This is a genomic window from Embleya sp. NPDC005971 (genome assembly GCF_040629175.1).
Classification (GTDB): Bacteria; Actinomycetota; Actinomycetes; order Streptomycetales; family Streptomycetaceae; genus Embleya.
In genome coordinates this window covers 1-25,609 of the sequence record NZ_JBEXUX010000041.1, presented here as the reverse complement: position 1 = coordinate 25,609, position 25,609 = coordinate 1, and the positions used below count along the sequence as shown (strand labels likewise).

Sequence of the window (25,609 nt, the reverse complement as noted above, 5' to 3'; positions counted from 1 at the left end):
GGCCGGTGTCGTACCGGCACGGACGCGCCGGCGGCGGGCTCGAATCGGGTGGTGCCGTTGCTCACTTGACGCTCCCCGCGGACAGGCCCGCACGCCAGTGGCGCTGGAGCGAGACGAAGGCGACGACCAGCGGTACCACGGCCATCAACGATCCGGTGATGACCAGCGGATAGAACTCGGGGTAGGCGTGCGCGTTGGTGTTCCACGAGTACAGACCCAGGCTGACCGGGTACAACTTCTGGTCGGAGAGCATCACCAGGGGCAGGAAGAAGTTGTTCCAGATCGCGGTGAACTGGAACAGGAAGATGGTCACGAAGCCCGGCATCATCATCGGCATGGCGACCGAGAAGAAGGTGCGAATCTCGCCGGCGCCGTCCATCCGGGCGGCTTCGAGCACCTCGCCGGGGATGTAGCCGGCGCTGAACACCCGGGCCAGGTAGACCCCGAACGGGTTGACGATGACCGGGATGAACACCGCCCAGAAGGTGTTGACCAGACCCACCTTGGACGCCAGCAGGTACAGCGGCAGCGCGACGGCGGTGGTGGGCACGAGCACGCCCAGCAGCACGCCGCCGAACAACTTCTCCTTCCCGGGGAAGTCGAACTTGTCGAAGGCGTATCCGGCCAGCACGCTGATGAACGAGCCGAGTGCCGCACCGACGCCGGCGTAGAGCAGGCTGTTGAGGTACCAGCGCCAGTAGACGCCGTCGCCCTCGGTGCTGACGGCCTTGACGTTCTCGGTGAAGTGGAAGCCCTCGAACGCGAAGCCGTCGCCGCCGAACAGGCCGCCCATGTCCTTGGTCGCGGCGATCAGCAACCAGGCCAGCGGCAACATCATGTAGAGCGTGACCAACACCAGGGCGCCGTTGACGGCGACCTTGCCCATCAGCGCCTCGGTGGCGCGGCCCTTGGGGCGCGGCCGACGGGCGGGCTTGGCCGCGGGGGTACGGCTCGGTGCGGGCGCGGGGGCCGCGGCCCCGTCCGGCTGCTGCACGGTGGTGCTCATGCGGTCCTCCGTCCGGACGACAGGCGGGTGACGCCGAACGACAGCGCCGCGGCGAATACCGCGAGCAGCACCGAGGCGGCCGCCGCGAGGCCGAAGTCGTTGGCGCGGAAGGCGGCCGAGTAGGCGTACATGTTGGGTGTCCAGGAGCTGCCGACGGCCGGGTTGGCGTCGCTGAGGATGGACGGCTCGGTGAACAGTTGCAGCGAGCCGATGATGGTGAACAACATCGTCATCGCGACGGCGGCGCGGATCATCGGGATCTTCACCGAGACCGCGATGCGCACCGGCCCGGCGCCGTCGACGGTGGCCGCCTCGACCACCTCGCGCGGGATCGCCTGGAGCGCGGCGTAGAAGATGATCATGTTGTAGCCGATCCACTCCCACGTGGCGATGTTGACGATCGAGAACAGCGCGGTGTCCGAGGCCAGGAAGTCCCAGTGCAGTCCGCCGGATTCGAGCAGTTCCACGACCGGGCTCAGGCCCGGGGTGTAGAGGTAGACCCAGATCAACGCGGCGATGATGCCCGGGACCGCGTGCGGCAGGAACAGCGCGAGCTGGAAGAACCGGCGGGCCCGGGCCAGCGCCGAGTCCAACAGCAGGGCCAGGGCCAGGGCGGTGCCGACCATCACCGGGATGTAGAGGAGGCAGTAGAGCCCGATCGCGACGAAACCGTCGCGGAACTTCTCGTCGCCGAGCGCGTCGGCGTAGTTGCCGAAGCCGCTGAACACCCGTCTGGTGCCGCCGAAACCCAGGCCCGAGGTCTTCTCGGTGAACAGGCTGAGCCAGATCGCGTAACCGATCGGCACGACCATGGTGGCGATGAACAGGACGTAGAACGGGGTCAGGAACAGCGCGGCGGTGGTCTTCCGGCGCCGGCGTCCGGCGCGCAGGGATGTGTTCATGGAACTGCTTCCTCGTGGCGGTCCCCCGGTGCGGGACGGCGCGCGGCGCACCGGGGGCCTGCGGATCACGGGTCGGGCCGACGGGCCGGCCGCGCAGGGGCGAGCGGTCAGCTCTTGACCGAGATGCCGCGCTTCTTCAGGTCCTCGACGGTGGTGCGCTGGGCCTCCTCCAGGGCGCCGACGATGCTGCCGCCGCTGGAGAGCTTGCCGAACTGGTCCTTGAGGATGGTGTTGGTCTGGGTCATCGACGGTCCCCAGGTCCAGTTGGCGCCGATCTTCCCGGTCGCCTCGGTGAACAGCGGGTAGATGTCCTGCTTGCCGAAGTAGCCGGTGTCGAAGTACTGCGCCGCGGTGGGCACCAGTTCGGTGGCGGCCGGGTACGCGCTGGAGGTGCCGCTGGCGATCCGCGCGGAGATGCCCTCCTTGGTGGTGGTCATCCACTCGATGAAGGTGAGCGCGGCCTTGCCCTTCTTGCTGTCCTTGCTCACCGCGAAGGTCGAGCCGCCGAGCATGCCGTTGGACGGGGTGCCCCAGTCCGGCAGCGGCGCGACCGCCCACTTGCCGGCCAGGTCGGGCTGGCTGCTCTTGAGCACGCCCGCGCTCCACGAGGCGCCGACGATGCCGACGGTGCCGCCGCTCTTGAGGTCGGCGTTCCACTGCTGGCTGAACGAGGGCTGCACGCGCACCAGGTCGTCGGAGACCAGCTTGTTCCAGTACTCGCCGACCTTGCGCGAGTTCGGGTCGGTCAGCGAGACCTTCCACGCGTCGCCCTCGGTGCCGAACCAGGCGCCGCCGGCCTGCCAGGTCAGCCCGGCCATGGTGCTGGGGTCGTCCGGGTAGAAGGTGCCGATCCGGGCGTTCGGGTCGGCCTTCTTGACCTGCTCGGCGGCGGCCCGGTACTCGTCCCAGGTCTTGGGGACCGGGATGTTGTGGTCGGTGAAGAAGTCCTTGCGGTAGTACAGCGCCATCGGCGCGGCGTCCAGCGGCACCGCCCAGGTCTTGCCGCCGAGCTCGGTCAGCTTGTTGACCGACGCGGGGAACTTCGACTTGAGACCGGACACCTTCGACGTGAGGTCCTGCACGGCCCCCTGGCTGACGAAGTCCGGCAGTTGCGGGTACTCGATGGTCAGCACGTCGGGCGCGTTGCCGGCCTTGACCGCGTTGGCCATCTTCGCGTAGCCGCCGGCGTTGCCGGACGGGATCTGCTCGTACTTGACCTGGATGTCGGGGTGCGACTTGTTGAACGCGTCCACGACTTCCTGGGTGCCCTTGGTCCAGGACCAGAAGGTGAGTTCCTGCTTCTGGCCAGGGCCGCCGCCGGACGCGGCGGGGGCGGCCCCGGCGTCCTTCTTCTTGTCGCCGCCGCCGCCACAACCGGTGACGAGGCTCAGGGCGGTGACTATGCCGACGAGAGCCGTGCCGAGTCTGATGGATGTGCGCTGCATGGACGCTCCTGGGTCGAACGTGTATCGAAGGCGATAGCGAGCATCATTCGGTCAGGAGCGAACAGCGTCAAGAGCAAATGAACAATCGATGAAAAACGAAACTCGCTATGATCGTTCGATCACAGAGTGGCTTGGTTGCTTTCGTTTGTTCGAGTCGACCCGATCGGGTGGTTCGACTCGGTCGGATCCTCCATCGCCGCCGGCTCGGTGGTGGCCCGCAGCCGCAGCCTGGGCACCAGCGAGATGTGCCGCGGCGCGCGCCCGTCGTCCCCGTCGGCCAGCCGCGCGGCGAGCAACTCGACCGCGATCCGGCCGACCTCGTGCTTGGCCGGCGCGATCGCGCTCAGCGGCGGATCGGCCAGTGCGGCCACCTCGTCGTCGTAGGCGATCAGCGCCAGGTCACCGGGCACCTCCAGGCCCGCCGCGCGCAGCCGGGACACCAGGAGCAGGGCGTCCTGGTCGTTGTGCACGAGCGCGGCGGTGGCCGCCCCCGAACGGGCCGCCTCGATCACCCGGGTGACCGCCCGGTCGAAGCCGTCCGCGTCCTCGCCCGGATGCGGCGTCTCCACCCCGGCCGGATCCGGCGGGGTCAGCCCCAGCGCGGCCATCGCGGCGGTGTAGCCGGCGTGTACGGCCGGCGTGGTCGGACTGCCCAGCCGGGCCACGAGCAGGATGCGCTCGTGGCCCAGTGCGCCCAGTCGGCGGACCGCCTGCGCCGCGCCGAGCGCGTGGTCGGAGGCCACCCGGTCCAGGTGTTCGAGCCCCGAGCCGATCTCGGCCCGGCGCTCCACCAGGACGACGGGCACCGGGAGTTCGCCCATCCACGCGTCCTCGCCGCCCGGTCCCGGCGCGCGCGAGGGGGTCAGCAGCAACCCGTCCACGCCGCCGCGCAGGAGCTGGTCCACCTGGTCCCGGTCCTCGCTGGGCAGATAGCGCGAGATACCGAGCACCAGCCGGCCGCCGATCGCCTCGACCGCGTCCCGGGCGCCGCGCACCACCTCCGGGAAGTAGTAGGTGGCGGACGGGACGAGCATGCCCACGGTCGGGCCGTCGTGGCCGTTCGCGACCGGCCGGCCGGGCTCGGCCGCGGCCGGGCGCGCGTGCGGCAGGGTGGCCCCGCCGTGCACCCGGGCCAGCAGGCCGCTCGCCACCAGGGCGGTCACGTCGCGCCGCACGGTGACCAGGGACACGCCCAGTTCCTCGGCGATCTCGACCACCTTGACGCTGCCCTGCTCGCGGGCCGTCCTGAGAATGAGTTCCTGCCGCTGTTCCGCCAACACCGTGGACGTCGTCCTTCCGATCAGCGCACGCCCGGACCGGGCCGTGCCCCCCTGCGCCCGGCTGCTGTCCGGCCACCGGCTCAGCCTAGGGCATCGCCATTCGATTTTGATTGAAAAGGATCGTTCGATCAAACCGACTCTTGACCTGATCGATCGACCCCGCCTAGCGTGTCGACGCCCGGGCGCGTCCAGTCGAGGAGATCCGTGAACACACCGCACCCCTTCGTGCTGCCGCCGGAGGACCGCGTGCTGAGCCCGTACACCGGCTGGACCCGCGCGCACTGGGAGGCGGTGGCCGACGGTCTGCTCGCCGCGGTGCGCCCGTACCGCTCGCCGGGCGGCGCGCTGATCACCCTGCCCGGGCGCACCAGTTGGTCCGGCGAGCGCTCGGACGGCCTGGAGGGCTACGCCCGGACGTTCCTGCTCGCGGCGCTGCGCGCGGCCGGCACCGCCGCCTCCGGCCGGCCCGTCCCGGCGGACCTGCTGGAGCCGTACGCGGACGGGCTGCGCACCGGAACGGCCGCGCCGGGTACGGCGGATCCGCAGTCCTGGCCGGCCGTGGTCGATCGTGGCCAGGCGATGGTCGAGGCCGCGTCGGTGGCCCTGGCGCTGCACCTGACGAAGGATCAGTTGTGGGACCGGCTCGACGAGGGCACCCGGGAGCGGGCGGCCGACTGGCTGGCCGGGGCGCTGCGGCACGAACCGGTGGACAACAACTGGTGGCTCTTCCCGGTCGCGGTGGGCACCTTCCTGGAGGCGGCCGAGCGGCACACCGAGCAGGCCCGGGCCGCGATCGATCGGGGTCTGGCCCGGATCGAGCAGTGGTACGTCGGCGACGGGTGGTACACCGACGGCGCCGGGCGCTACTTCGACCACTACAACGGCTGGGCCATGCACCTGTATCCGCTGTTGTGCGCGGCGGTCGCGGGCGCGCCGGCCGATCCGGTCCGGCGCGAGCGGCTGCGCGAGTTCCTGATCGGCTACGGCCGGCTCTTCGACCGCACCGGCGCGCCGCTGCACCAGGGGCGATCGCTCACCTACCGGTTCGCGGCGGCGGCCCCGCTGTGGCTGGGCGCGCTCGTCGACGCCACGCCGTACCCGCCGGGCACCACCCGCCGCCTGGCCAGTGGCGTGTTGCGACACTTCCTGGACCGGGGCGCGGCCCGCGACGGCCTGCTCTCGCTGGGCTGGTACGGCCCGGACGCCGCGACCGTGCAGCCCTACTCGGGTTCGGCGTCGCCGTACTGGGCGGCCAAGGGCTTCGTCGGCCTGCTGTTGCCCGAGCGGCACGAGGTGTGGACCGCGTACGAGAGCGCCGGGCCGGCCGAGCACGCGGACCCGGAGCCGGTACTCGGCCTGCCGGGGCCGGGGCTGCTCGTACACTCCGGGCACGGGGTGGCCCGGTTGGTCAACCACGGCGCCGACCACCAGCCGGTCGGGCCGACCGCCGCGCTCGACGCCGACGATCCGCTGTACGCGCGGCTCGCCTATTCGACGATGACCGGCCCCACCCGCGGCGGCGATCCGGCGGACAACCACATCGGGCTGGTACTGGCCGGCCGGGTCACCGAGCGTGGCCGGATCGAGCCACTGGGCGCGGGTCCCGGGTGGGCGGCCTCGGCGCACTCGCCCACGCTCGACGGGCAGCCGGTCCCGGGCACCCGGATCGTGTCGGTCAGCGTGGTGCGCGGCCCGTACGAGGTGCGCGTGCACCTCGTACGGGCGCCGGCGGGCACCGCGGTGCGGGAGAGCGGATGGGCGCCGGCGCCCGCGGCGGGCGAGGAACTGCGCTCCTCGGCCGCGGGTCTCGACGCGTGGGTCCGCACCACGTCGGTGCACGGCACACTCACCGGCGCACACGGGTGGGAGCGGGCGGCCGTCGGCTCGGCACCGCACGGGACCGCGTTCGGCGAGCGGGCCGAACTGGCCGTGCTGGAGGGCACGGTGGCGGCCGAGCCGCTGGTGTCCGTGCTGGCGCTGACCTGGGCGGATGCGACGCCCACCCCGGCGCCGCAGGTGAGCGCGACGGCGTCGGGGGTGGACGTGCGGTGGGCCGACGGCGGCCTGAGCCGGATCCGGTACGAGGCGACGGAGCGCTGCTCGGTCACCCACGAGGCCGGCCGACCGCACGCGCCGAGCGGGGTCTAGTCGGCCAGTCGGCGCACCATCAGCGTGTTGTCCGTGCGGGTGGTCGGGCGGCCCTCGGGGTCGTTCTGGATCCGCTCGTGCTCCTCGTTGCGCAGCACCGCCCACTGCGCCACCGGGAGTTCGAGCGCGGCGAGGACCTCGGCGGGGGTCGGCAGGACCACGCCGGGGTGCTTGTCCTTCTCCCACGGCGCGACCCCCGAATGGCCGACGATCAGGAGCACGCCGCCGGGCGCGACCCGGGTGGCCGCGGTGCGCAGGATCGCGTCGCGGTCCAATTCGCCGTGCGAGTGCAGGAAGTGCGCCGAGACCAGGTCGAAGCTGCCGGCCGGGAAGGTCGCGCCCAGGTCGTGCCACTGCCAGTCGATCAGGTCGGCGACCTGCTCCTCCTTCGCGTGCTCGGCGGCCCGCTCCAGCGCGATCCGGGAGACGTCGATGGCCGTCACCCGCCAGCCGCGCTTGGCGAGCCAGATCGCGTCGCCGCCCTCGCCGCAGCCCACGTCCAGGGCGCGGCCGGGCGGCAGGTCCGAGGTCTCCCGGACCAGGGTGACGTTGGGCTTGCCGCTCCAGATCCGGGTGCTCTCCGCGTAGCGGGCGTCCCAGATCTCCGCCGCCGAGGGCTGTTCGGTGTGCTCGGCGTGCCGGTCGTCGGTCATCGTGGGGTCCTCCGTGGCGATGGCGGGTGCGCGCCGGCCGGGCCGGCCGGGCCGGGCGACGTGTGGTTCGGCGCCCGATCGACATGGTCCGCCCGGCCCGCTCCGGTTGACAAACCTTGTTGCCGAGTCGGCAAATAGTGCCCATGAACGATGGCGAACTCACCTCCGTCCTGACCGCCGTCGGCCCGCGACTGCGAGCCCTGCGCCAGGAGCGGGGCACCACGCTGACCGAGTTGAGCGCGACGACCGGGATCTCCGCGAGCACGTTGTCCCGGCTGGAGTCCGGGCAGCGCAAGCCCACCCTGGAACTGCTGCTGCCGCTGGCGAAGGCGTTCGGCGTGCAACTGGACGAGTTGGTGGACGCGCCGGAGACCGGCGATCCGCGGGTGCACGCGCGCCCGATCCAGCGCTACGGAATGACCATCATTCCGTTGACCCGGTACAGCGGCGGACTGCACGCGTTCAAACAGATCCTGCCGCCCGGACTCGGCGGGACCGAGCCGGAGTTGCAGACGCACGAGGGCTACGAGTGGATGTACATCCTGTCCGGTCGGCTGCGGTTGTTCCTGGGTGCGCACGACCTCGTGCTCGGCGCGGGCGAGGCCGCCGAGTTCGACACCCGTACCCCGCACGCCTTCATCTGCGCGGGGCCGGAGCCGGTGGAGTTCCTCAGCCTGTACGGCAAGCAGGGCGAGCGCATGCACGTACGGGCCCGGCCCGGCGGCGGGTGACGTGCGGTCCGCGCGTGCCGGTGGGCCGCCGCGGCACGGCGGCCCACCGGCCCTTCCCGTCCTGCCCGGCGTGGGATGGGCGGGACGGGTCGATCGGAAGGGACGCCGATCGACGGGAGAGATCGATCGGCGGCCGGGGTCGATCAGCGGGAGCGGCCGATCAGAAGGTGACGTCGGTGCACTGGTAGAAGGCGTTGCCGGTGTCCGCGATGTCCCACACCGCGAAGATCACCGCCTTGCCGCTACGACCGGCCGGGAGCGTGCCGGTGTGCGAGACGGTCGAGCCCGGCTGCACTCCGCCGTAGGGGACGGACAGGAACGGGGTGCTCTCCAACTGCCCCCGGGTGATCGCCTGACCGGGACTCCAGCTCGCCTTGGTGATGAAGTAGCGGAACGTCGTGGTGGCGTGCCGCGCGGTGAGCTTCCAGGTGAACGTCTTGCTCGACCCCGAGGTCACCGGGGTGCTCGGCCACGCGCCGCCACGCGGGTCGTCGAGTTCGGCGAATCGGCTGTTACCGCCCGCGCAGAGCGCGCCGTCGGCCGGTCCGCGCGCCGGGAAGCCCTTGGGGCCCTCGACGCTCTGCGGCTCCCACTGGATCTCACCACAGTTGGCGACAGTGCCCTGAGCGCAGTAGGCGGCCCGGCTGGGCGGGCTGGTGACCCAGCCGTGCGCGCCCGCCGTACCGGCCATCATCAGGGGAAACGAGACGGCGGGGATGGTCAGCGCCGTCAGGATGGTCCTTTTACGCATGGAACTCTCCTAGGGGACGAGTGAATGCGAAGGACGTTCGAACGGTCCGGGTCCGCGTCGTACGTCTTGTTTCACCGGTTGTTCACATCCGTAGTGCGTTCTTCAAGTTAAGTGGTCCAGACCACTCGGTCAATGGTCGGAACCACGTCTACGGAGGTGAAGTCCCTTTCCGGACAGGGATGTTGTTGATCTTTCCGGTTTTTGCCGACGGCTCCGAGAACGGGCCGCAGCTCAGGCGTGCTCGGCTTCGGAGTCGAACTCCGGTGCCAGTACTTCCAGTTCGGCCATCGCACCGACGGTGATCTCGCGGGTCAGCCGCTCCGCGCCGGCCGCGTCGCCCTCGCGGACCGCCTCGGCGACGCGTACGTGCAGGGTGACCGCGCTCGGATCCGGGTCCGGAAACATCACGTGGTGGCGGGTGCGGCCGGTCAGCACCTCGGCCACCACGTCGCCCAGGCGGGCGAACATCTCGTTGCCCGACGCGGCCAGGATCACCCGGTGGAAGGCGATGTCGTGCACGAGGTACGCCGTCAACTGCCGCCCGCGCGAGGTGGAGACCATGCCCAGCGCGTGCTCGGTCAGCGCGGCGCACTGGGCCGGGGTCGCGGACTCGGCGGCCAGCGCCGCCGCCGCGGGTTCGATCGCCGAGCGCAGCGCGGTCAACGAGCGGAGCTGGCGCGGACGATCGGCGCCGGCCAGGCGCCAGCGGATCACGTACGGGTCGAAGACGTTCCACTGCTCGGGTGGGCGCACGGTGACCCCGACCCGGCGGCGCGACTCGACGAGTTGCATCGACTCCAGCACCCGTACCGCCTCGCGGACCACGGTGCGCGAGACCTCGAACCGATGTTCCAGCTCGTCGGTGCGCAAAACCGTGCCGGCGGGGTAGGCGCCGGCCGCGATGGCCGGCCCGAGGGACTCCAGCACCTTCATATGCAAGCCCCGGCCCTCGTTCTCCATGGCGTCAGCCTACTGGGCGGGGTGCGACGGACGCCCTGGATTATGTATGACTTAATTGCTTCAAGAGCTTGATTAAGTAGTACCTATGCGTTTGGGTATGGGACGGCGCCCGAACACGAGCCGGGCAAGGACAGCGAGGTATCGATGAACGCCCCCCAGGTCGTGGTGGTCATGGGTGTGTCCGGCACGGGCAAGTCCACGGTCGGCCGACTGCTGGCCGCCGAACTGCGGGTGCCCTACGCGGACGCGGACGACTTCCACCCGCCCGCCAACATCGCCAAGATGTCGGCCGGGATCCCGTTGGACGACGTGGACCGCGCGCCGTGGCTGGACTCCATCGGCGAGTGGCTCGCCGCACACGCGCGCTCCGGCGGCGTGGTCGGCTGCTCCGCGCTCAAACGCGCCTACCGCGACCGGCTGCGCCGGGTGGCGCCCGAGGTGGTCACCCTCCACCTGGTCGGCGACCGCGCGCTGATCGCCGCGCGGCTGCACGAGCGGACCGGCCACTTCATGCCGGAGACGCTGCTCGACTCGCAGTTCGCCGATCTGCAGGCGCTGGAGCCGGACGAGCGGGGCCTCGCGCTCGACGTCGCGCCCGGCCCCGACGCCATCACCGAGCAGGCCGTCGCCGCGTTGCGCGGCCTCGAAACGAACCAGGGAATTTCGTGAGCACCATCGACCTGCGGGCGTTGGCGGCGGGGGCGCCGGCCGAACCGATCACCTCCGCCGGACACGCCCAACTGGGCCTCGCGGTCCTGGTCGGCATCGGCGTGATCGTGCTGCTCATCGGCCGGTTCAAGCTGCACGCCTTCCTCGCGCTGACCATCGGGTCGCTGGTGCTCGGCGCGGTCGCGGCGGCACCGCTGGACAAGGCGATCGCCAGTTTCACCTCCGGTCTGGGCTCCACCGTCGCGGGTGTGGGTGTACTGATCGCGCTCGGCGCGATCCTGGGCAAGTTGCTGGCCGACTCCGGCGGCGCCGACCAGATCGTGGACACCATCCTGGCCAAGGCGAGCGATCGCACCATGCCCTGGGCGATGGCGCTGATCGCGGGCATCATCGGCCTGCCGCTGTTCTTCGAGGTCGGCGTGGTGCTGCTGATCCCGGTCGTGCTCCTGGTGGCCAAGCGCGGCAACCACTCGCTGATGCGGGTGGGCATCCCGGCGCTGGCCGGCCTGTCCGTGATGCACGGCCTGGTCCCGCCGCATCCCGGACCGCTCGCGGCCATCGACGCGATCGACGCCGACCTGGGCGTGGTGCTCGCGCTGGGCGTGCTCGTGGCGATCCCGACGCTGGCCATCGCCGGTCCGCTGTTCGGCCGGTACGCGGCGCGCTGGGTGGATATCGAGCCGCCGCAGGACCTGGTCCCGGAACGCCCCTCGGTGGACCCGGGGCGGCGGCCGAGCTTCGCCGTCACGGTGGGCACGGTGCTGCTCCCGGTGGTGCTGATGCTCGGCAAGGCGCTGGTCGACATCGTCGTCGACGACCCCGCGAACCGGGTCCAGCGGGTCGCCGACGTGGCCGGCTCGCCGCTGATCGCGCTGCTCTCGGCGGTGATCGTGGCGATGTTCACGCTCGGCCGGGCCGCCGGATTCACCAAGGACCGGTTGTCCGGCACGGTGGAGAAGGCGCTGCTGCCGATCGCCGGCATCCTGCTGATCGTCGGCGCGGGCGGCGGCTTCAAGCAAACCCTGGTCGACGTGGGCGTCGGCCGGATGATCCTGGACATATCCCAGGACTGGGCCGTCTCGCCGCTGCTGCTGGCGTGGTTGATCGCGGTGGCGATCCGGCTGGCCACCGGCTCGGCGACGGTGGCCACCATTTCGGCCGCGGGCCTGGTGGCGCCCCTGGCCGCGGACATGAGCAGCACCCACACCGCCCTGCTCGTGCTGGCCGTGGGCGCGGGCTCGCTGTTCTTCAGCCACCTCAACGACGCGGGATTCTGGCTGGTCAAGGAATACTTCGGGATGAGCGTGGGCCAGACCGTGAAGACCTGGTCGCTGATGGAAACCATCATCTCGGTGGTCGGGGGCGGCTTCGTGCTCCTGCTGTCCCTGGTGTTGTAGGCCCCCTTCCCCGGGACCGCGGTGGTGGCGGGCACGCGGGGCGCGGGGGGTGTCGGGTCCGCCGATATCGGTGGGGCAGGCTCTAAGCTGCCGGCATGCCGGGTCCCAAGGATGCTGCCCATGACCAGGACCGAGTGCGCGCCGCCGCGTTCCGACTCGTGTCGGCCAAGGGTGGTGGTGCGGTCGAACCCGAGGAGGTGGCCGCGGCCCTGGAGTGCCCGCCGGCGGAGCTCGACCTCGCCGATGCCGACGACGTGTTGCTCGCCGCCGTGCACTGGTCCCATCGCCGGATCGCCCGCCGCTTCTTCGACCTCACCGCCGGCCGCTTCGGCCTGGACGCGCTGCGCGCCGGCCTGGCCGACCTGCTGCCCCTGGACGAGGAACGCCACCGGGAGACCGTGCTCGAAGCGGCCGTGTGGCATCGCAGCCTGGTCGCCCCGAAGGTCGCCGAAAGCAACCGCCGCGAACGCGAGGACCTGAGCGTGATCGTCCGCGGTGTCCTGCGCGACGCCCGGGACAACGGCGAACTGATCGACGACGTCGACGTGGACCGGACCACGGCCGAGTTGTTGGCCATGATCGACGGCCTGAGCCTGCACGTCCTGCTCTACCCCGAGCGGCTGAACGCCACCGCCGCGACCCGCACGCTCGACGCGGAACTCGACCGGATCACCCGCTCCGACCGGACACCCGGGACCCGTTGACCCACCCCGCTCCCCCGCCGACTCGGGAAAATGACATGAATCCGGCGGGCCCGGTGGGCTAGCTTCCCCGCATGGTCACTCCGGAGAAGCTGCTCATCGAGCGGCTGGCCCCGGCGTTCGCACGGGTCGCGGGCATGCCCGCCGATCCCGTGCTGCGTCGCGGCCGGCACGCGGACTTCCAGTGCGACGGGGCCCTGGCCCTGGGCCGACGCCTGGGCCGCGACGCGCGTGAGATCGCGGCCGAGGTGCTCCGGTACGCCGAGCTGGACGACCTGTGTTCGGCGGTGCGGATCAACGGACCCGGCTTCGTCGAGCTCACCCTCGCGCCGACCGCCCTCGGCCGGCTGCTCGCCGCGATCGCGGCCGACCAACGCTTGGGCGTGCCGCGTACCGCCCGGCCCGAGACGATCGTCGTCGACTACTCGGGCCCGAACACCGCCAAGGAGATGCACGTCGGCCACCTGCGCTCGACGATCATCGGCGACGCGGCCGTGCGGGTGCTGGAATGGCAGGGCCACACCGTGCTGCGCCGCAACCATCTCGGCGACTGGGGCACGCCGTTCGGCATGCTGATCGAACACCTCCTGGACGTCGGTGAGTCCGAGGCCGCGCACGAACTCTCGGTCGGCGATCTGACCGGGTTCTACCAGGCCGCGCGGCGGGCGTTCGACGCGGACGAGGCGTTCCGGGTCCGGTCCCGCGAGCGGGTGGTCGCGTTGCAGGCGGGCGATCCGACCACGCTGCGGTTGTGGCGGATCCTGGTGACCGAATCGAAGAAGTACTTCATGGCCGTCTATGCCCGCCTCGGTGTGCGGCTCACCGCGGACGACTTCTGCGGGGAGAGCAGCTACAACGACCGACTGCCGCCGCTGGTCGAGGAGTTGGCCGAGCTGGGGTTGCTCCGGGAGAGCGCCGGCGCGCAGTGCGTCTTCCCGGCGGGGTTCGTCAATCGCGACGGCGAACCGCTGCCGCTGATCGTGCGCAAGGGCGACGGCGGCTTCGGGTACGCCACCACCGATCTGGCCACCCTGCGGCATCGGTTGCGGGACCTGGCGGCGGACCGGCTGTTGTATGTGGTGGGCACACCGCAGAGCGGGCATCTGGAGATGGTCTTCGCGACGGCGCGGGACGCGGGCTGGCATGGTGCGCGGGCGCGGGACGCGGACCGGGACGATGCGACCCCCGCGCGGGCCGTGGGCCGGGGCGCCGCAGGCCCGCGGGTCGAGCACGTCGACTTCGGCTACGTCCTGGGCTCCGACGGGAAGATCCTGCGCACCCGGGCCGGGGCCTCGATCAAGCTGATGGACCTGCTCGACGAGGCGGTGACCCGGGCCGCCGCCACGATCGCCGAGAAGAACCCGGACCTGGACCCGGACGAACGGGCGGCGGTGGCCCGGGCGGTCGGCATCGGTGCGGTGAAGTACGCGGATCTGTCCGGGGATCGGCGCAAGGACTATCGCTTCGACTACGACCGGATGTTGTCCTTCGACGGCAACACCGCGCCGTATCTTCAATACGCGCATGCCCGGACCCGTTCGATCCTGCGGAAGGCCGGTGGCGAGGCACCTTCGGCGGCCGGGCCCCTGGTGATCCGGGAGCCGGCCGAACGGGCGCTGGCCCTAAGGCTCCTGGCCTTCCCGGACGTGGTCGAGGAGGTCGGCGAGTCGTCGGACTTCCACCGCCTCGCCCACCACCTGTTCGCCTTGGCCACCACGTTCACCGGGTTCTTCGAGGAGTGTCCGGTGTTGCGCTCGGAGGGCGAGGTCCGACGCTCGCGGTTGATCCTGTGCGACCTGACCGCCCGCACCCTGGCGCGCGGCCTGGACCTGCTGGGCATCGAGACGCCCGAGCGCATGTAGGCCCGTCCGGCGGAACGACCGCGCCCACGCCCGCATGCTCGGCGGACGCGGGTGCGGTCGTGGCGGGGCCGGCCGAACGGGGTCGACGTGGGGAGCGTCGACCCCGCCCGGCCGGAAGGCACCGAGCGGCGGATCAGCCGCGGCGCCGCCGAACCGTGACCAGCACGCCGCCCACGCCGGCGACGCCCAGCAGGCCCACCCCGGCGAGCGCGGTCGGTCCGACGCCGAACGGGTCGTCGGCCGGGCGTGCGGTGCCCGAACCGGTGTCGTTCGGCCCGAAGCCGCCGGCCAGGCCCTTGGCGTCGTAGCCGGAGCCGGGCAACTTGTCCGCGTAGGCCCGGTGTACCCGGTCGTGGTAGGCCGAGACACTCGTCCCGCCGGCGCCGACCACACGCTTCGCGTCGGCGTTCAGCGGCAACACCCGGTCGCCGCTCTGCACGAACCAGGCGTTGATCTGCGGCTCGCGGAAGACGATGCCACCGGACGACAGGCTCGCGCCCGACGCGGCGTATCGGGCCTCGTCGTCACCATCCGCGATGTTGACCACCTGCCGGCCGGCCGGGGTGTCGGCCGTCCACACCGACGCCCGGCGACCGTCCGCGGCCACCACCGTGGCGGCCAGGAACTCCTGCCGGGCGATCGGCACCGGCCGAGCCCCCGGCCGGGCCGCGACGAACTCCGGGGCCAGCGTGTACACGGCGACCACGTCGCCCTCGATCCGGGGCGCCGCGTCCGCCGCGGCGAGCGCGCCGTCGCGGGCGAAGAACCTGGACAACGTGTCGAGCGTGCCGGGCGCCGCGATCACGTCGCGCGCGCTGCCCATGCTGATCGCGTCCGGCGCCGGCGGCGCGGGTACGGGCGCGGCGTGCGCGGCCTGCGGGGTGAGCGTCAGGGTGAGCGCCGCCGCGAGGGTGCCCGCCGCGAACAGGCGCTTGATGCCGCCTCCGGTCATGGCGTCACGCTCCGATCCGGTAGAGCGAGTGGGTCCAGGAGAACTCGTTGTTGTTCACGTACCAGTTGTGCGAGGCCCAGTTGTAGCGGGTGCTGCTCGGCCACGGGTCGCCCCAGTAGACCCAGCTCTGCGCGGTGTCGTAGCCGTAGATCACGTGCATGTGCCCGCCGCCGGAGGACCACTGGATCCGGGTCTCGATCGGCCGGTCCGCGTTGATCTCGGTCTGCACCGTGCTGTATTGCAGCCAACCGGTCACGTAGGAACCGGAGTTGATCCCGGCCCAGCGCAGCCCGCTCTGCACGTTGCCCAGCGTGGCCTGGGAGTTGGGACACTCGGTGCTCTGCGAACGGCCGAATGCCGCGTTGCAGAACTGGTTCTGGCTGTAGTTGCGCCCGTACCAGGTCGCGATGGTGTTGCCCGAGCCCGCCCAGCACCAGTTGCTCTTCTGCTGGGCCTGCATGGTGATGTTCAGCCTCTTGGCGGCGAGCGCGAGCGGTTGCGCCTGCTCCGTCGAGGTCGGTGCCGAGGCGAGCGGCGCGGAGTTGCCCGCGGTCGAGGCGGAAGCGGCGGAGGGCACCGCGAGCAGCGCCGAGAGCAGGGCGACCACCGCGAGGGTCAGGGCCGAGGTTCGACGGCCGGATATGCGGCCCGTGCGTGGGGACGTTCGAGTCATGGCGTTCCTTCCGTGCTGGAGGGACGGGGTGGGGCGTGGTGCGCGTCCGGACGCTGCAAGGTGGAGCATCGGGTGTTGTCGCGGTGTGTTCAAGACGCTTCAATGCGGGGTGAAGCGGTGGTGTGAACGCCTGGACCGGCGTGTGAACGAGGCGTGACCGGTCCGCTGGAACACCTCGGTCGCGAGCGCCGATCCCGACCGGTCCGCGGTGAACGTTCACAAGGGAGGCGAGCGATGTCGCGGACCGATACCCGGGGCGAGCCGGTCGAGGCGGAGTTGGCGCGGGCCCTGCGCGCGGGTCCGTTCCATCTGGCCTTGCGCGCGGCGCTGGCCGCCCGCGGCCTGGCCCTGCACCGGGTGCAGCACCGGCTGGCCCAGCGGGGCGTGCAGGTCGGGGTGACCAGCCTCAGCTACTGGCAACAGGGGGCGCGCCGGCCGCAGCGCGCCGAATCGTTGCGCGCGGTACGGGCGTTGGAGGAGGTGCTCGACCTGCCGCCGCACGCACTGACCAGGTTGTTGGAGCCGGAGGTCACCCCGCGCCCCGCGTCGCGCTCCTACCGGGTGGTGATGGAACAGCCCGGCACGCTGGGCCGGTTGTTGACCGACCTGGAGTCACCGGCGGACGGCGGCCTGCACACGGTGTGTCAGCTCGAACAGGTCCGGGTCGGGGCCCGCCGCGAACTCCTGGACCGCGCTTCGCAACACGTGGTCCGCGCGCATCGCGACGGGGTGGACCGCTACCTCGCCATCCACATCGGCGACCGAGGCTGCACACCCGAGCAGGTCCGGGTTCGGGCGACGGAGAACTGCCGGGTGGGGCGGGTGCGTTGGAATCGGGACGCGGCGGTGCTGGTGGCCGAATTGTTGTTCGACGCACGGTTGCGGTCCGGCGACACCTACGTCTTCGGCTACGGCTTCGAGGACGGCACCGGCGGGCCCAGTGACGAGTATGTCCGCGGCTTCACCTTCCCGTGCGGGCAATACGTGCTCCAGGTGCGCTTCGATCCCGCCGCCCTGCCGGTCCACTGCCGACGCTTCACCCGAAGCACGGCGGGCGCCCCCCGCACCGACCGGCGCGACCTGACCCTCAACGGCAGCCACTGCGTGGTCCACCTGGCCGAACAGGACGTCGGCCCCGGGCTCGTGGGCATCGGCTGGGACTGGGCCTGACCGCCGGGGAGTTCGGCCGCACGGGTGCCCGGTCGGCCGAATCGCGGGTCACCCGTTGGGCGCAGCACCGGGAGCGCCGGGGGGCTCGATGGCGTTGGATGGGCCGGGGATTCGGCACGAACGCCGGGCCCCCCGCCCATCGAGCAGCGGACGGCCACCGGGTCCACCCGGCGGGTCCGACGAGGAGCCGGCCGTGTCACACGCCCGCAGCACCCGAGGCCGGACGTTCCCCGACGTCGGGCACTTCACCTCGGTGCTGCCGGGCCTGGCCTGCTATCCACTGGTACGCGACCGCATGGGCCGCTGGGACCCGATGGTCACGGTGCGCGAGCTGCGTACCCGAGGGAAGGAGCGGCACGCGTGAGCGACGCCGTCGAGCGACCCGTCCTGCGGGCCGCGGGTTCACACCTGTATCCGGGCAGCCTGGTGCGGGTGCACGCGCCGGGGACCACCGATCCGCACCGGGTCGGGACGACGCCGGGCGACCTGCTGTTCGCGGACGGCTCGCGGACGACGGCCCAGGTGCTGGTCGACACGGACGAGCACGTGACGTTGTGGGTGGCCGAATACGGCACCGAACGCGGCACCACCATCTCCGAACGAGTGTGGTCGGTGCACCGGTCGCCCGACGGCTCGGGCGACGTACTGCTGCGGATCGGCGCCCGACTGCCGTAGGGCGGGTCGTCGATCCCCGGCCGAGCAGCCCGCCGGCCGGATCCGTTCGCGCGGATCGCGCGGCACGAACGCGAAGCGGACCCGGCCGGCGGCCGAGCGGCCTCAGGCCGCGGTGACGATCCCGGTCGTCCGAGCCCCGTCGTCGCGCGTGAGTGCTCCCGCGAGCAGCAGCAGACACGATGGCAACCACAACACCCACGCTGCCCACCCGGAGCCGTCCACCACCGACAGCACGCTCACCACGATGTGCGCGACGATCGCGCACCCGATGCCCCACGGCGCGCTGCCGCGCACCTCCAACCGGCGACCGAGCGACCTCCACACCCACGCGGCCTGCACCAGGGCACCCGCGACCACGGTCCACATCAGGATGCGCGTCGGCAGGACCTCGCGCTCGCTCGGCGGCGCGGTACCGTCCTCCGGGCCCAGGCCGAAAATCATCGCGTCGCCCAGGAACAGCACGAACCCGAAGGCCCAGACGGCTTCGATGACGACGACGATCATCGCCGTACCCACGACCACTGTTCGTAATGTCTTCACGCGGCGCATTATCGTGCAGCGCCGTTGAGAGGTGTGGGCCGTGGCGTCCGGGGTTTCGGGGGCTCGGGGGTCGGCCCGTAGCATGTGGCGCGGGCCGGTGCCGCGATGGTGATCGTTCTTGGCGGCGGGCCGACGACTGCGACTCGATGGCGACAGCGATTCGACCGGAACAAGGAGCGTTCGTGCGAGAGATCGCCGTGTTCAGCGGAAGCGCACATCCTCAACTGGCCGCCCAGGTTTGTGCGCACCTGGGTGTCCCGCTCAGTCCGACCCGGGTGAACAGATTCGCGAACGACTGCCTGGAGGTGCAACTTCAGGCCAACTGCCGCGAACACGACGTCTTCCTGATCCAGCCACTGGTCGCGCCGGTCCAGGAGAACCTGGTCGAGTTGTTGCTGATGTGCGACGCCGCGCGCGGCGCCTCGGCGGGCCGGATCACCGTGGTGATGCCGCACTACGCCTACGCCCGCTCGGACAAGAAGGACGCGCCGCGCATCTCGATCGGCGGCCGGTTGGTCGCCGACCTGATGGTCGCCTCGGGTGCGAGCCGGGTGCTGGCGATGACGCTGCACTCGCCGCAGGTGCACGGGTTCTTCTCGGTTCCGGTCGACCACCTGCACGCGCTGCGCGAGCTGGCCGACCACTTCCGGCGCTACGACCTGTCCAACACCACCGTGGTCTCGCCCGACCTGGGCAACGCCAAGGAGGCCGCCGCCTTCGCCCGGATGCTCGGCGCCCAGGTCGCCGCCGGCGCCAAGCAGCGCTTCGCCGACGACCGGGTGGCGATCAGCGCGGTGATCGGCGAGGTCGCCGGGCGGGACGTGATCGTCCTGGACGACGAGATCGCCAAGGGCAGCACCGTACTGGAACTGCTGGATCGGCTGCGCGAGTTGGGTGCCCGCTCGATCCGCGTCGCGTGTACGCACGGCCTGTTCGCGGCCGGTGCGCTCAAGCGCCTGTCCGACCAGCCCGATGTGCTGGAGATCGTCTGCACCAACACGGTCCCGATCCCCGCCGGTGAACACACCGACAAGCTCCGGGTCCTGTCCATCGCACCGGCCCTCGCCGAGGCCGTCCGCCGCATCCACAACGGCGAAAGCGTCAGCGCCCTGTTCGACATGTGAGCGATGCGCACCCGCCCCGGTCCGTTCTTCCGCGTCGAAGTCGAGCGCCGCGCCGTCCGGGCCGTCCGGCCGTCGCTTGCGCCCGGAGCCGGCGCGGACGGTCGACGCTCGGCGCGTCGGCCGTCCGCGGCGTCGCCGGACCGGATGGCGAAGTTCCACCGGGTGCGCGCGGTCACCGGACTCGGGCCGGTCAGCGGGTGGCGAGTGCCTCGCCGTCCGCGGGTGTCCCGACGGCCGTCGTCGAGTCGCCCGCGCCGTCACGTTGCCGGCGCAGGGCCAATGTGACGAGCAGGCCGCCGATCATGCCCGCGGCGGTGAGCAGGACCACCAGGAGCTCGCCGTCGGCGGTGGCGGTGCGCAGGGCGTCACCGGTCCTGCCGCCGGTGCCGATGTCGGCAATCGCGGTGAACACGGCGAGGCCGATCGCGTTGCCGAGATTGAGCGCGGTGGAGGCGATCCCGTTGGCGACGCCCTGCTCCTGCGCCGAGGTGCCGGTGGCGGCGGCGATCCACATCGCGGTCCACACGATGCCCTGACCGATGCCGGAGACCACCAGCCCGGGTACGAGCAGGCCGTAGCCGGCGTCGGCATCGAACCCCGCGGCGAGCCCGGCCGTGCCCACCGCGCCGATCACGAAGCCGATCAGCAACGTGCGGCGGGTGCCGATCCCGGTGGCCGACCGCTCGCCGAGTTGGGTGCCGGCGGCGATCGCGACCGAGGGAATCAGGAACGCGAGTCCGGTCTCCAACGCGCTGTAGCCGTGCACGCTTTGCATCAACACGGTGAGGAAGTACGGCAACACGCCGAAGGTGGCCATGTAGATGAACGTGATGCTCATCCCGACGGTGAGACTGCGGTTGCGGAACAGCCGGAAGGGCATCAACGGGTCGGCCGTGCGCGCCTCGACGACGGCGAACAGCCCGAGCAGCAGGGCGGCGAGCACGAACGCGCCGACCACCGGCGGGCTGCCCCAACCCAGTTCAGGCCCCTCGACCAGCGCGGCCACCAGCAGGGTGGAGCCAGCCGTCACACTGCACGCACCGGGGAGGTCGAACCGACGCCGCGCCCCTCGGGCCGGATCGCGCGGGATCACGAACAGCGCGGCCGACGCGGCCAGTCCGGCAAGCGGGACGTTGACGAAGAACACGGCCGGCCAGCCGAAGTTCTCGGTGAGTACGCCGCCGAGCAGTGCGCCGATGGTCAGCCCACTGGCTCCGGCGCCGCCCCAGACCGCGAGCGCCCGATTGCGCTTGGGTCCCTCCTCGAAGAGCGTGTTGATCAGCGACAGGGTGGCCGGCAGCAACAGCGCGCCGCCGATGCCCTGCACGGCGCGCGCGGCGATGATCGTGCCCGAGTCGGCGGCCAGGCCGCCCGCCAGCGAGGACAGCGCGTAGACGAGCAGGGCGACGACGAAGGTCCGCCGGCGCCCGAGCAGGTCCGCCGCCCGGCCGCCGACGAGCAGAAAGCCGCCCGCGAAGACGACGTATGCGCTGACCACCAGTTGCTGGGTCTGACCGGGGAAGCCCAGGTCCGCGCCGATCTCGGGAAGTGCGACGAAGACGATGTTCAGGTCGAGGGCGTAGATCAGTTGTGCCAGAGCCAACAGCGCCAGCGTCCAGCCGAGGTGTCGTCCGGCGGTGTCGGAGGTCGCCCCCGGCGACGCCGGTGCGGATGAAGTGGACATGCGAGTACGCCCCTTCGCGGGTCACGTGATCGGGTCTCGGTCGTGGTTCCGGCGACCGACGGGCAGGGACGCCCGGCCGATCGCGACCGTACGAATGATTGCGTACAGTCGGACAGTCCGGCAAGACCGATCCCCTCGACCGGGACCGTTTCAGGGCGCGCCAAGACGGTATTCGCGCAGGTGAAGTGGCCCGCGCCAAGCGATTGTTCGAATGTCGCTGTACAGTGGGAGAATGAGCTTTCGCCACCCGGACCGTGATCGGATCCGGATCGAGAACGTGCTTTCGGCGCTCGGCAATCCGCTCCGCCTGGGCGCCGTACGGGTGCTCGACGCCGGCGGCGAGCACAACTGCGGCAGCGTGCTGGCCGTGCTGGGCGTGACCTCGAAGTCGACCATGACGCACCACTGGCGCGTACTCCGGGACAGCGGCGTCATCTGGCAACACCCGTCCGGCCGGGAGAACCTGCTCTCGCTGCGCCGCGACGACCTGGACGCGCGCTATCCCGGCCTGCTCGACGCCATCCTGTCCGGCGCCCGAACCGACGGCCCGGAACCGATCGCGGGACAAGCGATCGCGCCGTAACCGCCGTCGGGCGGGCCGCCCACCGGAACGGGTGGCGGACCCGGCCCGACACCGGAACGGGTCGGCCACCGGAACCGACCGGGAGGCCGGCGGCGGATATGCCACCTCCGATTCCGCGCAGCCGAGCCGGATCGGCTCCGCGGTCTCGGGGCCGGAGGGGGACTTGCGGGTGGCGGCGCGTTCCCGGCGGCCACCCGCAGTCCCCTGCCCATCGCCCGGCGCCCGCGCTCACGGCCGCACCGGGTTCGGCGGCGGGGGTCAGCCGATGGTTGCCCCGCTGTTCGCGAAGTCGGTCCGGTCCAGGGGGAGTTGGTCCAGGGCAAGGAGGGCGGCGCCGACGATGCCCGCCTCGGTGCCGAGACTGGCGGGCACGATCGGGGGCACCTTTCGGTGTTCCCGGGCGACGACGAAACGTTCGAAGCCGGCCCGGGTGGGACGGAACAGGTGCTCCCCCGTGGCTCCCAGGCTTCCCCCGATGACGACGATCTCGGGGTCGAAGATGTTGACGAGCGAGGCGATGCCGGTGCCGAGCCAGAAGCCGAGCCGGTCGAACAGGGCCCGCGCCGTGGGGTCGCCCTGTTCGGCGGCGGCGAAGACCGTCTCGCCGGTCACCCGGTCGGGGCCGGTGGCGTAGCCCGCCAGCGCACCCTCGGGGTCGGCGGCGACGGCTTCGCGGGCCATCCGTCCGAGTGCCGTTCCCGAAGCCTGGGCCTCCAGGCAACCGGTCGCCCCACAGCCGCAGACGTCGCCGCCTGCCGGGTTGACGATGATGTGACCGACCTCGGAGCCGATGCCGGTGTGTCCGCGATAGAGGGCCCCGTCGAGAATCAGCCCGCCACCGATGCCGGTGCCCACGGTGAGGACGACCACGTTGTCGTGCCCGGCACCGCGGCCGAGGCGCGCTTCGGCCCACGCCGCGGCGTTGGCGTCGTTCTCCACGACGACCGGAAGGCCGGTGCGTTCGATCAGCAGGGCCCGCAACGGGAGTTCCTGGTAGTCGTTGTTCGGCGCCCAGCGCAGCAGTCCGGCGGGCCACTCGACCATTCCCGCGGCGCCCACCCCGACCGCTTCGATCGCCGGGTACTCGGCCCGAAGTCGGGTGATGAGGTCCAGCAGGGCCAGGGGCGTCCCGTCCCGCCCGGGGGGTGTGGGGATGCGCAGGTGCCGCAGGATCTCCCCCGACCGGGTCACGACACCGCCGGCGATCTTGGTGCCGCCGATGTCGAGGCCGATCGCGAGACCGGGAGTGGGCGGTACCGCGCTCTGCACGGGAACCGAAAGGGTGTGTTCAGACATGGGCGCAGGCTCCGACCGGTGATGTTGGGGTGGTGCGGGAAGGGGTGGACGCGCCGGGCCGGACCCGCGTGTCGACGCGGCGCCCGACGCCGTGCGCGTTTTGCGGTTCGAGTCGGGACGCATTCGCGCCCGGACCCGGACCGCTCCGGGGGATCCGGCCGCGCTTGGGCCCGATCCGGGGAATCCCGAGCCGGGCTTGGGCCCGATCCGGTGGATCCCGGCAGGTCTAGGCCCGGTTCGGCCCGACGTTCACGGCGCCCACGATGACGTCGCGGATGATCATGGTTGCCGCGCCGCGGGGGCCGTTCCAGTGTTCCCGGTCCTGAATGACCAGGAAGGCATCCGGCGGTGGGCCGGAGAACACGGTGTACTCGTCGACGGCGCGGAGCATCGCCTCGTGATAATCGTCGCTGTACAGCACGAGCCGGTGTGCGTCCGACTCCGACGCGGTGACGGCGTCGCCGGTGAAGATGATCTTCGCCGGGTCGGAACAGGTGATCATCGAGGCCAGTCCACGCCCGAGGGCGGTGCCGGCCTCGGCGAAGGCCCTGCGGGCGCGGGAGTCGTTGTCGGCGGCGCGCGCTCTGGCCTCGGCCAGATCCGCGGCCTCCGCGGCCTGCACGATCGCCGACGCCGTGGCCATGGCCTCCACGCACCCCCGATTTCCGCACCGACACGGCTCACCACCCGGGACGGCGACTATGTGGCCGAGTTCGCCGGCCTTGCCGGTCGCCCCCCGATGGGGCTCGCCGTCGCGGAATTCGGATGCGCCGACCCCGTCCCTGGTGACGAGCACCGTGAGGAACGAGTCGTCGTTGCGGGCGGCACCGAACCATCTCTGCGCCGTGCCGAGGGCGTTCGCGTCGTTGTCGACGACGGTGTGCAGCCGGGTCGCCGCCCGCAGCAGTCGGCGCAGGGGCACCCGCGGGATGGCCCAGTGCTCCCCCCACTGGAGGTCGGGGGAACGGACCACCTCGCCGCTGCGACCGTCGATGTGGCCGCCCAGTTCGACACCCAGGCCCAGCAGTGGTGCCTGCGCGTCGTCCCGCAGTTCGCGCAGGTTCGCGGTCAGTTCGTCGACGAGGTCGCGCACGCCGTCGACCAGGACGTCGACGTCCATCGGCCCGCGAACCGGCGCCAGCGCGAGTTCCCGCGGTTCGCCGACCGGCTCGCCGCGCAGGTCGACGATCAGACCGGTCAGGCCGTCCCGGCGGATCTCCACCCCGGCGAGGTAGTGCCTGCCCGCGACGACGCGGACCGGGGCGGACCGCCCGACCCGCCTGGACCCGTCGGAGACGAGGGGCGTGCGGGTGATCAGGTTCTTCTCCTCCATCCGCTGCAACACCCCGGTCACCGTGCTGCCACCCAGACCCGTGATCTCGGCGATGTCCTTCGCCAACGGCCCGTCGACACGGACGATGGTGTCGAAGATGCGTTCCCAGTTGCGCTGTTGCGCCTGGAGTTGAAGGGATACCAGTTCACCGCGTCGCTTGCGCAGACTCGCTTGGCGGAGCATGACTTCGACGGGAATTCCCTGATCGCTGACGGGCACGGCCGACACATCCGTTCTCTCTCAGGCGGCAGTTGCCGCCGACACGTGGAACGCGCGCTGCATGGGAGTGGCGCCGAGCCGGTGACCGTGCTGTCCGGGCGGGGTGAGCAGGACCGCGACCGGCGACCTTCGCCGGTCGTCCCAGGCCAGGCTGAACTCGACGTGATCGCCCACCTCGAGCCCGTCGCGATCGCGGGGCAACAATCCGTTGTGGTGCTGCTTTCCACCGCCGGAGTACCAGACCTCGCCCCGCTTCTCCTTGTGCGGTAGCAGGTTGACGCGTCCGGTGTACCGGCGTGGCTGCAGGCTCCACGGCTCCAGGCGGTGGTGCAGGTGTTGCGCGTATTGCTCGTGGTGTCCATTGAGGTAGAGCACGACGTGGAAGGTGCAGGAAGGGAGGCCGAGCACCAGGGTGGAGGGTCTGGGCATCGGGACGAAGACATTGCTCCCGCTCGGGTTGGCCGCCGCGATCCAGAGCGCTTCGGGCTTTTCCCCGACGACGGCGTACAGCGCGGTGTAATGGAGATCGTTGAATCCGGCCAGGAGTTCGAGATCCTTGCCGAAATCCGATCCCAACCGCAGGTCCGAGTCGTATTCGTCCGCGATCCCGCGAAACCTCTCGATGGCCTCGCGAGCCCTCGCCGCCGTACGTTCTCGGTCGCGTTCGTTCTTCCCCTTGCGCATCGGGGTCCCCTATTCCTGCGTCAATCCGGAGTTCGTGCCCGCGAACGGGCGGAGCCGATCGGATCGGGTGGGGTCGGGCGACGGCAGCCACAAGTGGGTCGCGTACAAGGGGCCGCTGATCGTGCGGGTCACCAACACCGCGACCGGTGCGAGCCTGGACGTGGACGCGGG

At 71.4% G+C, this 25,609-nt stretch carries 25 protein-coding genes; 11 read left to right on the top strand and 14 right to left on the bottom strand.

The window, feature by feature from the left end:
- Positions 1-61: 61 nt before the first annotated feature.
- The 4 genes from ABZ374_RS30635 to ABZ374_RS30620 form a co-directional block, all read right to left on the bottom strand.
- Positions 62-886 (bottom strand): carbohydrate ABC transporter permease, encoded by an 825-nt coding sequence (locus tag ABZ374_RS30635; protein ID WP_360317182.1) that lies wholly within the window; start codon positions 884-886, stop codon positions 62-64.
- Between the two features lie 116 nt (positions 887-1,002).
- Complete coding sequence (locus ABZ374_RS30630; protein ID WP_360317097.1) at positions 1,003-1,908, bottom strand: sugar ABC transporter permease; 906 nt, start codon at positions 1,906-1,908, stop codon at positions 1,003-1,005.
- A 107-nt stretch (positions 1,909-2,015) separates the two neighbouring features.
- Positions 2,016-3,353 carry a sugar ABC transporter substrate-binding protein gene (locus ABZ374_RS30625; protein WP_360317095.1) on the bottom strand — a complete coding sequence of 446 codons (1,338 nt, stop codon included), beginning with the start codon at positions 3,351-3,353 and terminating at the stop codon, positions 2,016-2,018.
- A gap of 119 nt (positions 3,354-3,472) precedes the next feature.
- Entirely contained in the window at positions 3,473-4,633 is a 1,161-nt protein-coding gene (locus ABZ374_RS30620) for a substrate-binding domain-containing protein (protein WP_360317092.1), read from the bottom strand.
- 204 nt (positions 4,634-4,837) lie between these two features.
- On the opposite strand from ABZ374_RS30620, the gene ABZ374_RS30615 reads away from it, so the two are divergent.
- Positions 4,838-6,781 (top strand): DUF2264 domain-containing protein, encoded by a 1,944-nt coding sequence (locus ABZ374_RS30615; RefSeq protein WP_360317090.1) that lies wholly within the window; start codon positions 4,838-4,840, stop codon positions 6,779-6,781.
- On the opposite strand, the gene ABZ374_RS30610 is transcribed toward ABZ374_RS30615, so the two are convergent.
- Positions 6,778-7,434 (bottom strand): class I SAM-dependent methyltransferase, encoded by a 657-nt coding sequence (locus ABZ374_RS30610; RefSeq protein WP_360317087.1) that lies wholly within the window; start codon positions 7,432-7,434, stop codon positions 6,778-6,780. The genes ABZ374_RS30615 and ABZ374_RS30610 overlap by 4 nt on opposite strands.
- A gap of 143 nt (positions 7,435-7,577) precedes the next feature.
- Between ABZ374_RS30610 and ABZ374_RS30605 the strand changes: the two genes are divergently transcribed.
- Positions 7,578-8,165, top strand: a complete 588-nt coding sequence (locus tag ABZ374_RS30605; RefSeq protein WP_360317085.1) for an XRE family transcriptional regulator — start codon at positions 7,578-7,580, stop codon at positions 8,163-8,165.
- Positions 8,166-8,325: 160 nt separating this feature from the next.
- On the opposite strand, the gene ABZ374_RS30600 is transcribed toward ABZ374_RS30605, so the two are convergent.
- Entirely contained in the window at positions 8,326-8,916 is a 591-nt protein-coding gene (locus ABZ374_RS30600) for a lytic polysaccharide monooxygenase (RefSeq protein ID WP_360317083.1), read from the bottom strand.
- Positions 8,917-9,147: 231 nt separating this feature from the next.
- Positions 9,148-9,876, bottom strand: coding sequence for an FCD domain-containing protein (locus ABZ374_RS30595; RefSeq protein WP_360317080.1), 729 nt, complete (start codon positions 9,874-9,876; stop codon positions 9,148-9,150).
- A 144-nt stretch (positions 9,877-10,020) separates the two neighbouring features.
- Between ABZ374_RS30595 and ABZ374_RS30590 the strand changes: the two genes are divergently transcribed.
- The 4 genes from ABZ374_RS30590 to argS all read left to right on the top strand — a co-directional run bounded on the left by ABZ374_RS30590 (position 10,021) and on the right by argS (position 14,505).
- Positions 10,021-10,545, top strand: coding sequence for a gluconokinase (locus tag ABZ374_RS30590; protein ID WP_360317077.1), 525 nt, complete (start codon positions 10,021-10,023; stop codon positions 10,543-10,545).
- Positions 10,542-11,942 carry a gluconate:H+ symporter gene (locus ABZ374_RS30585; protein WP_360317074.1) on the top strand — a complete coding sequence of 467 codons (1,401 nt, stop codon included), beginning with the start codon at positions 10,542-10,544 and terminating at the stop codon, positions 11,940-11,942. Before ABZ374_RS30590 ends, ABZ374_RS30585 begins: the two co-directional genes overlap by 4 nt.
- A 95-nt stretch (positions 11,943-12,037) precedes the next feature.
- Positions 12,038-12,646 (top strand): TetR family transcriptional regulator C-terminal domain-containing protein, encoded by a 609-nt coding sequence (locus tag ABZ374_RS30580; RefSeq protein ID WP_360317071.1) that lies wholly within the window; start codon positions 12,038-12,040, stop codon positions 12,644-12,646.
- A 71-nt stretch (positions 12,647-12,717) separates the two neighbouring features.
- Positions 12,718-14,505 (top strand): arginine--tRNA ligase, encoded by a 1,788-nt coding sequence (gene argS, locus ABZ374_RS30575; RefSeq protein WP_360317068.1) that lies wholly within the window; start codon positions 12,718-12,720, stop codon positions 14,503-14,505.
- A 133-nt stretch (positions 14,506-14,638) separates the two neighbouring features.
- Here the strand turns inward: argS and ABZ374_RS30570 are convergent, their stop codons facing one another.
- Both ABZ374_RS30570 and ABZ374_RS30565 read right to left on the bottom strand, forming a co-directional pair.
- The gene (locus tag ABZ374_RS30570) at positions 14,639-15,457 is read right to left on the bottom strand and encodes a hypothetical protein (protein ID WP_360317065.1); all 819 of its coding nucleotides are present in this window, start codon (positions 15,455-15,457) and stop codon (positions 14,639-14,641) included.
- A 4-nt stretch (positions 15,458-15,461) separates the two neighbouring features.
- A complete protein-coding gene (locus ABZ374_RS30565) occupies positions 15,462-16,130 on the bottom strand; it encodes a papain-like cysteine protease family protein (protein ID WP_360317062.1) in 669 nt (222 codons plus the stop codon).
- Between the two features lie 234 nt (positions 16,131-16,364).
- Between ABZ374_RS30565 and ABZ374_RS30560 the strand changes: the two genes are divergently transcribed.
- From ABZ374_RS30560 to ABZ374_RS30550, 3 genes are all read left to right on the top strand, one after another.
- A complete protein-coding gene (locus tag ABZ374_RS30560) occupies positions 16,365-17,300 on the top strand; it encodes a hypothetical protein (RefSeq protein WP_360317059.1) in 936 nt (311 codons plus the stop codon).
- A gap of 193 nt (positions 17,301-17,493) precedes the next feature.
- A complete protein-coding gene (locus ABZ374_RS30555; protein ID WP_360317057.1) occupies positions 17,494-17,664 on the top strand; it encodes a rhomboid-like protein in 171 nt (56 codons plus the stop codon).
- Positions 17,661-17,975 (top strand): hypothetical protein, encoded by a 315-nt coding sequence (locus ABZ374_RS30550; RefSeq protein ID WP_360317055.1) that lies wholly within the window; start codon positions 17,661-17,663, stop codon positions 17,973-17,975. Before ABZ374_RS30555 ends, ABZ374_RS30550 begins: the two co-directional genes overlap by 4 nt.
- Before the next feature lie 102 nt (positions 17,976-18,077).
- Here ABZ374_RS30550 and ABZ374_RS30545 read toward each other — a convergent pair whose 3' ends face one another.
- Positions 18,078-18,515 carry a hypothetical protein gene (locus ABZ374_RS30545; protein WP_360317053.1) on the bottom strand — a complete coding sequence of 146 codons (438 nt, stop codon included), beginning with the start codon at positions 18,513-18,515 and terminating at the stop codon, positions 18,078-18,080.
- Positions 18,516-18,697: 182 nt separating this feature from the next.
- Here ABZ374_RS30545 and ABZ374_RS30540 point away from each other — a divergent pair, with 182 nt between their 5' ends.
- On the top strand, positions 18,698-19,639 hold the full coding sequence (locus ABZ374_RS30540; RefSeq protein ID WP_360317050.1) for a ribose-phosphate pyrophosphokinase: 942 nt from the start codon (positions 18,698-18,700) through the stop codon (positions 19,637-19,639).
- A 190-nt stretch (positions 19,640-19,829) separates the two neighbouring features.
- Here ABZ374_RS30540 and ABZ374_RS30535 read toward each other — a convergent pair whose 3' ends face one another.
- Entirely contained in the window at positions 19,830-21,323 is a 1,494-nt protein-coding gene (locus ABZ374_RS30535) for an MFS transporter (RefSeq protein WP_360317048.1), read from the bottom strand.
- Between the two features lie 232 nt (positions 21,324-21,555).
- Between ABZ374_RS30535 and ABZ374_RS30530 the strand changes: the two genes are divergently transcribed.
- Positions 21,556-21,906 (top strand): helix-turn-helix transcriptional regulator, encoded by a 351-nt coding sequence (locus ABZ374_RS30530; RefSeq protein ID WP_360317045.1) that lies wholly within the window; start codon positions 21,556-21,558, stop codon positions 21,904-21,906.
- Between the two features lie 258 nt (positions 21,907-22,164).
- On the opposite strand, the gene ABZ374_RS30525 is transcribed toward ABZ374_RS30530, so the two are convergent.
- From ABZ374_RS30525 to ABZ374_RS30515, 3 genes are all read right to left on the bottom strand, one after another.
- A complete protein-coding gene (locus tag ABZ374_RS30525) occupies positions 22,165-23,202 on the bottom strand; it encodes an ROK family protein (protein WP_360317042.1) in 1,038 nt (345 codons plus the stop codon).
- A 226-nt stretch (positions 23,203-23,428) separates the two neighbouring features.
- Positions 23,429-24,718, bottom strand: coding sequence for an ROK family transcriptional regulator (locus ABZ374_RS30520; protein WP_360317039.1), 1,290 nt, complete (start codon positions 24,716-24,718; stop codon positions 23,429-23,431).
- A 57-nt stretch (positions 24,719-24,775) separates the two neighbouring features.
- Positions 24,776-25,438, bottom strand: a complete 663-nt coding sequence (locus ABZ374_RS30515) for a hypothetical protein (RefSeq protein WP_360317036.1) — start codon at positions 25,436-25,438, stop codon at positions 24,776-24,778.
- Positions 25,439-25,609: the final 171 nt, after the last annotated feature.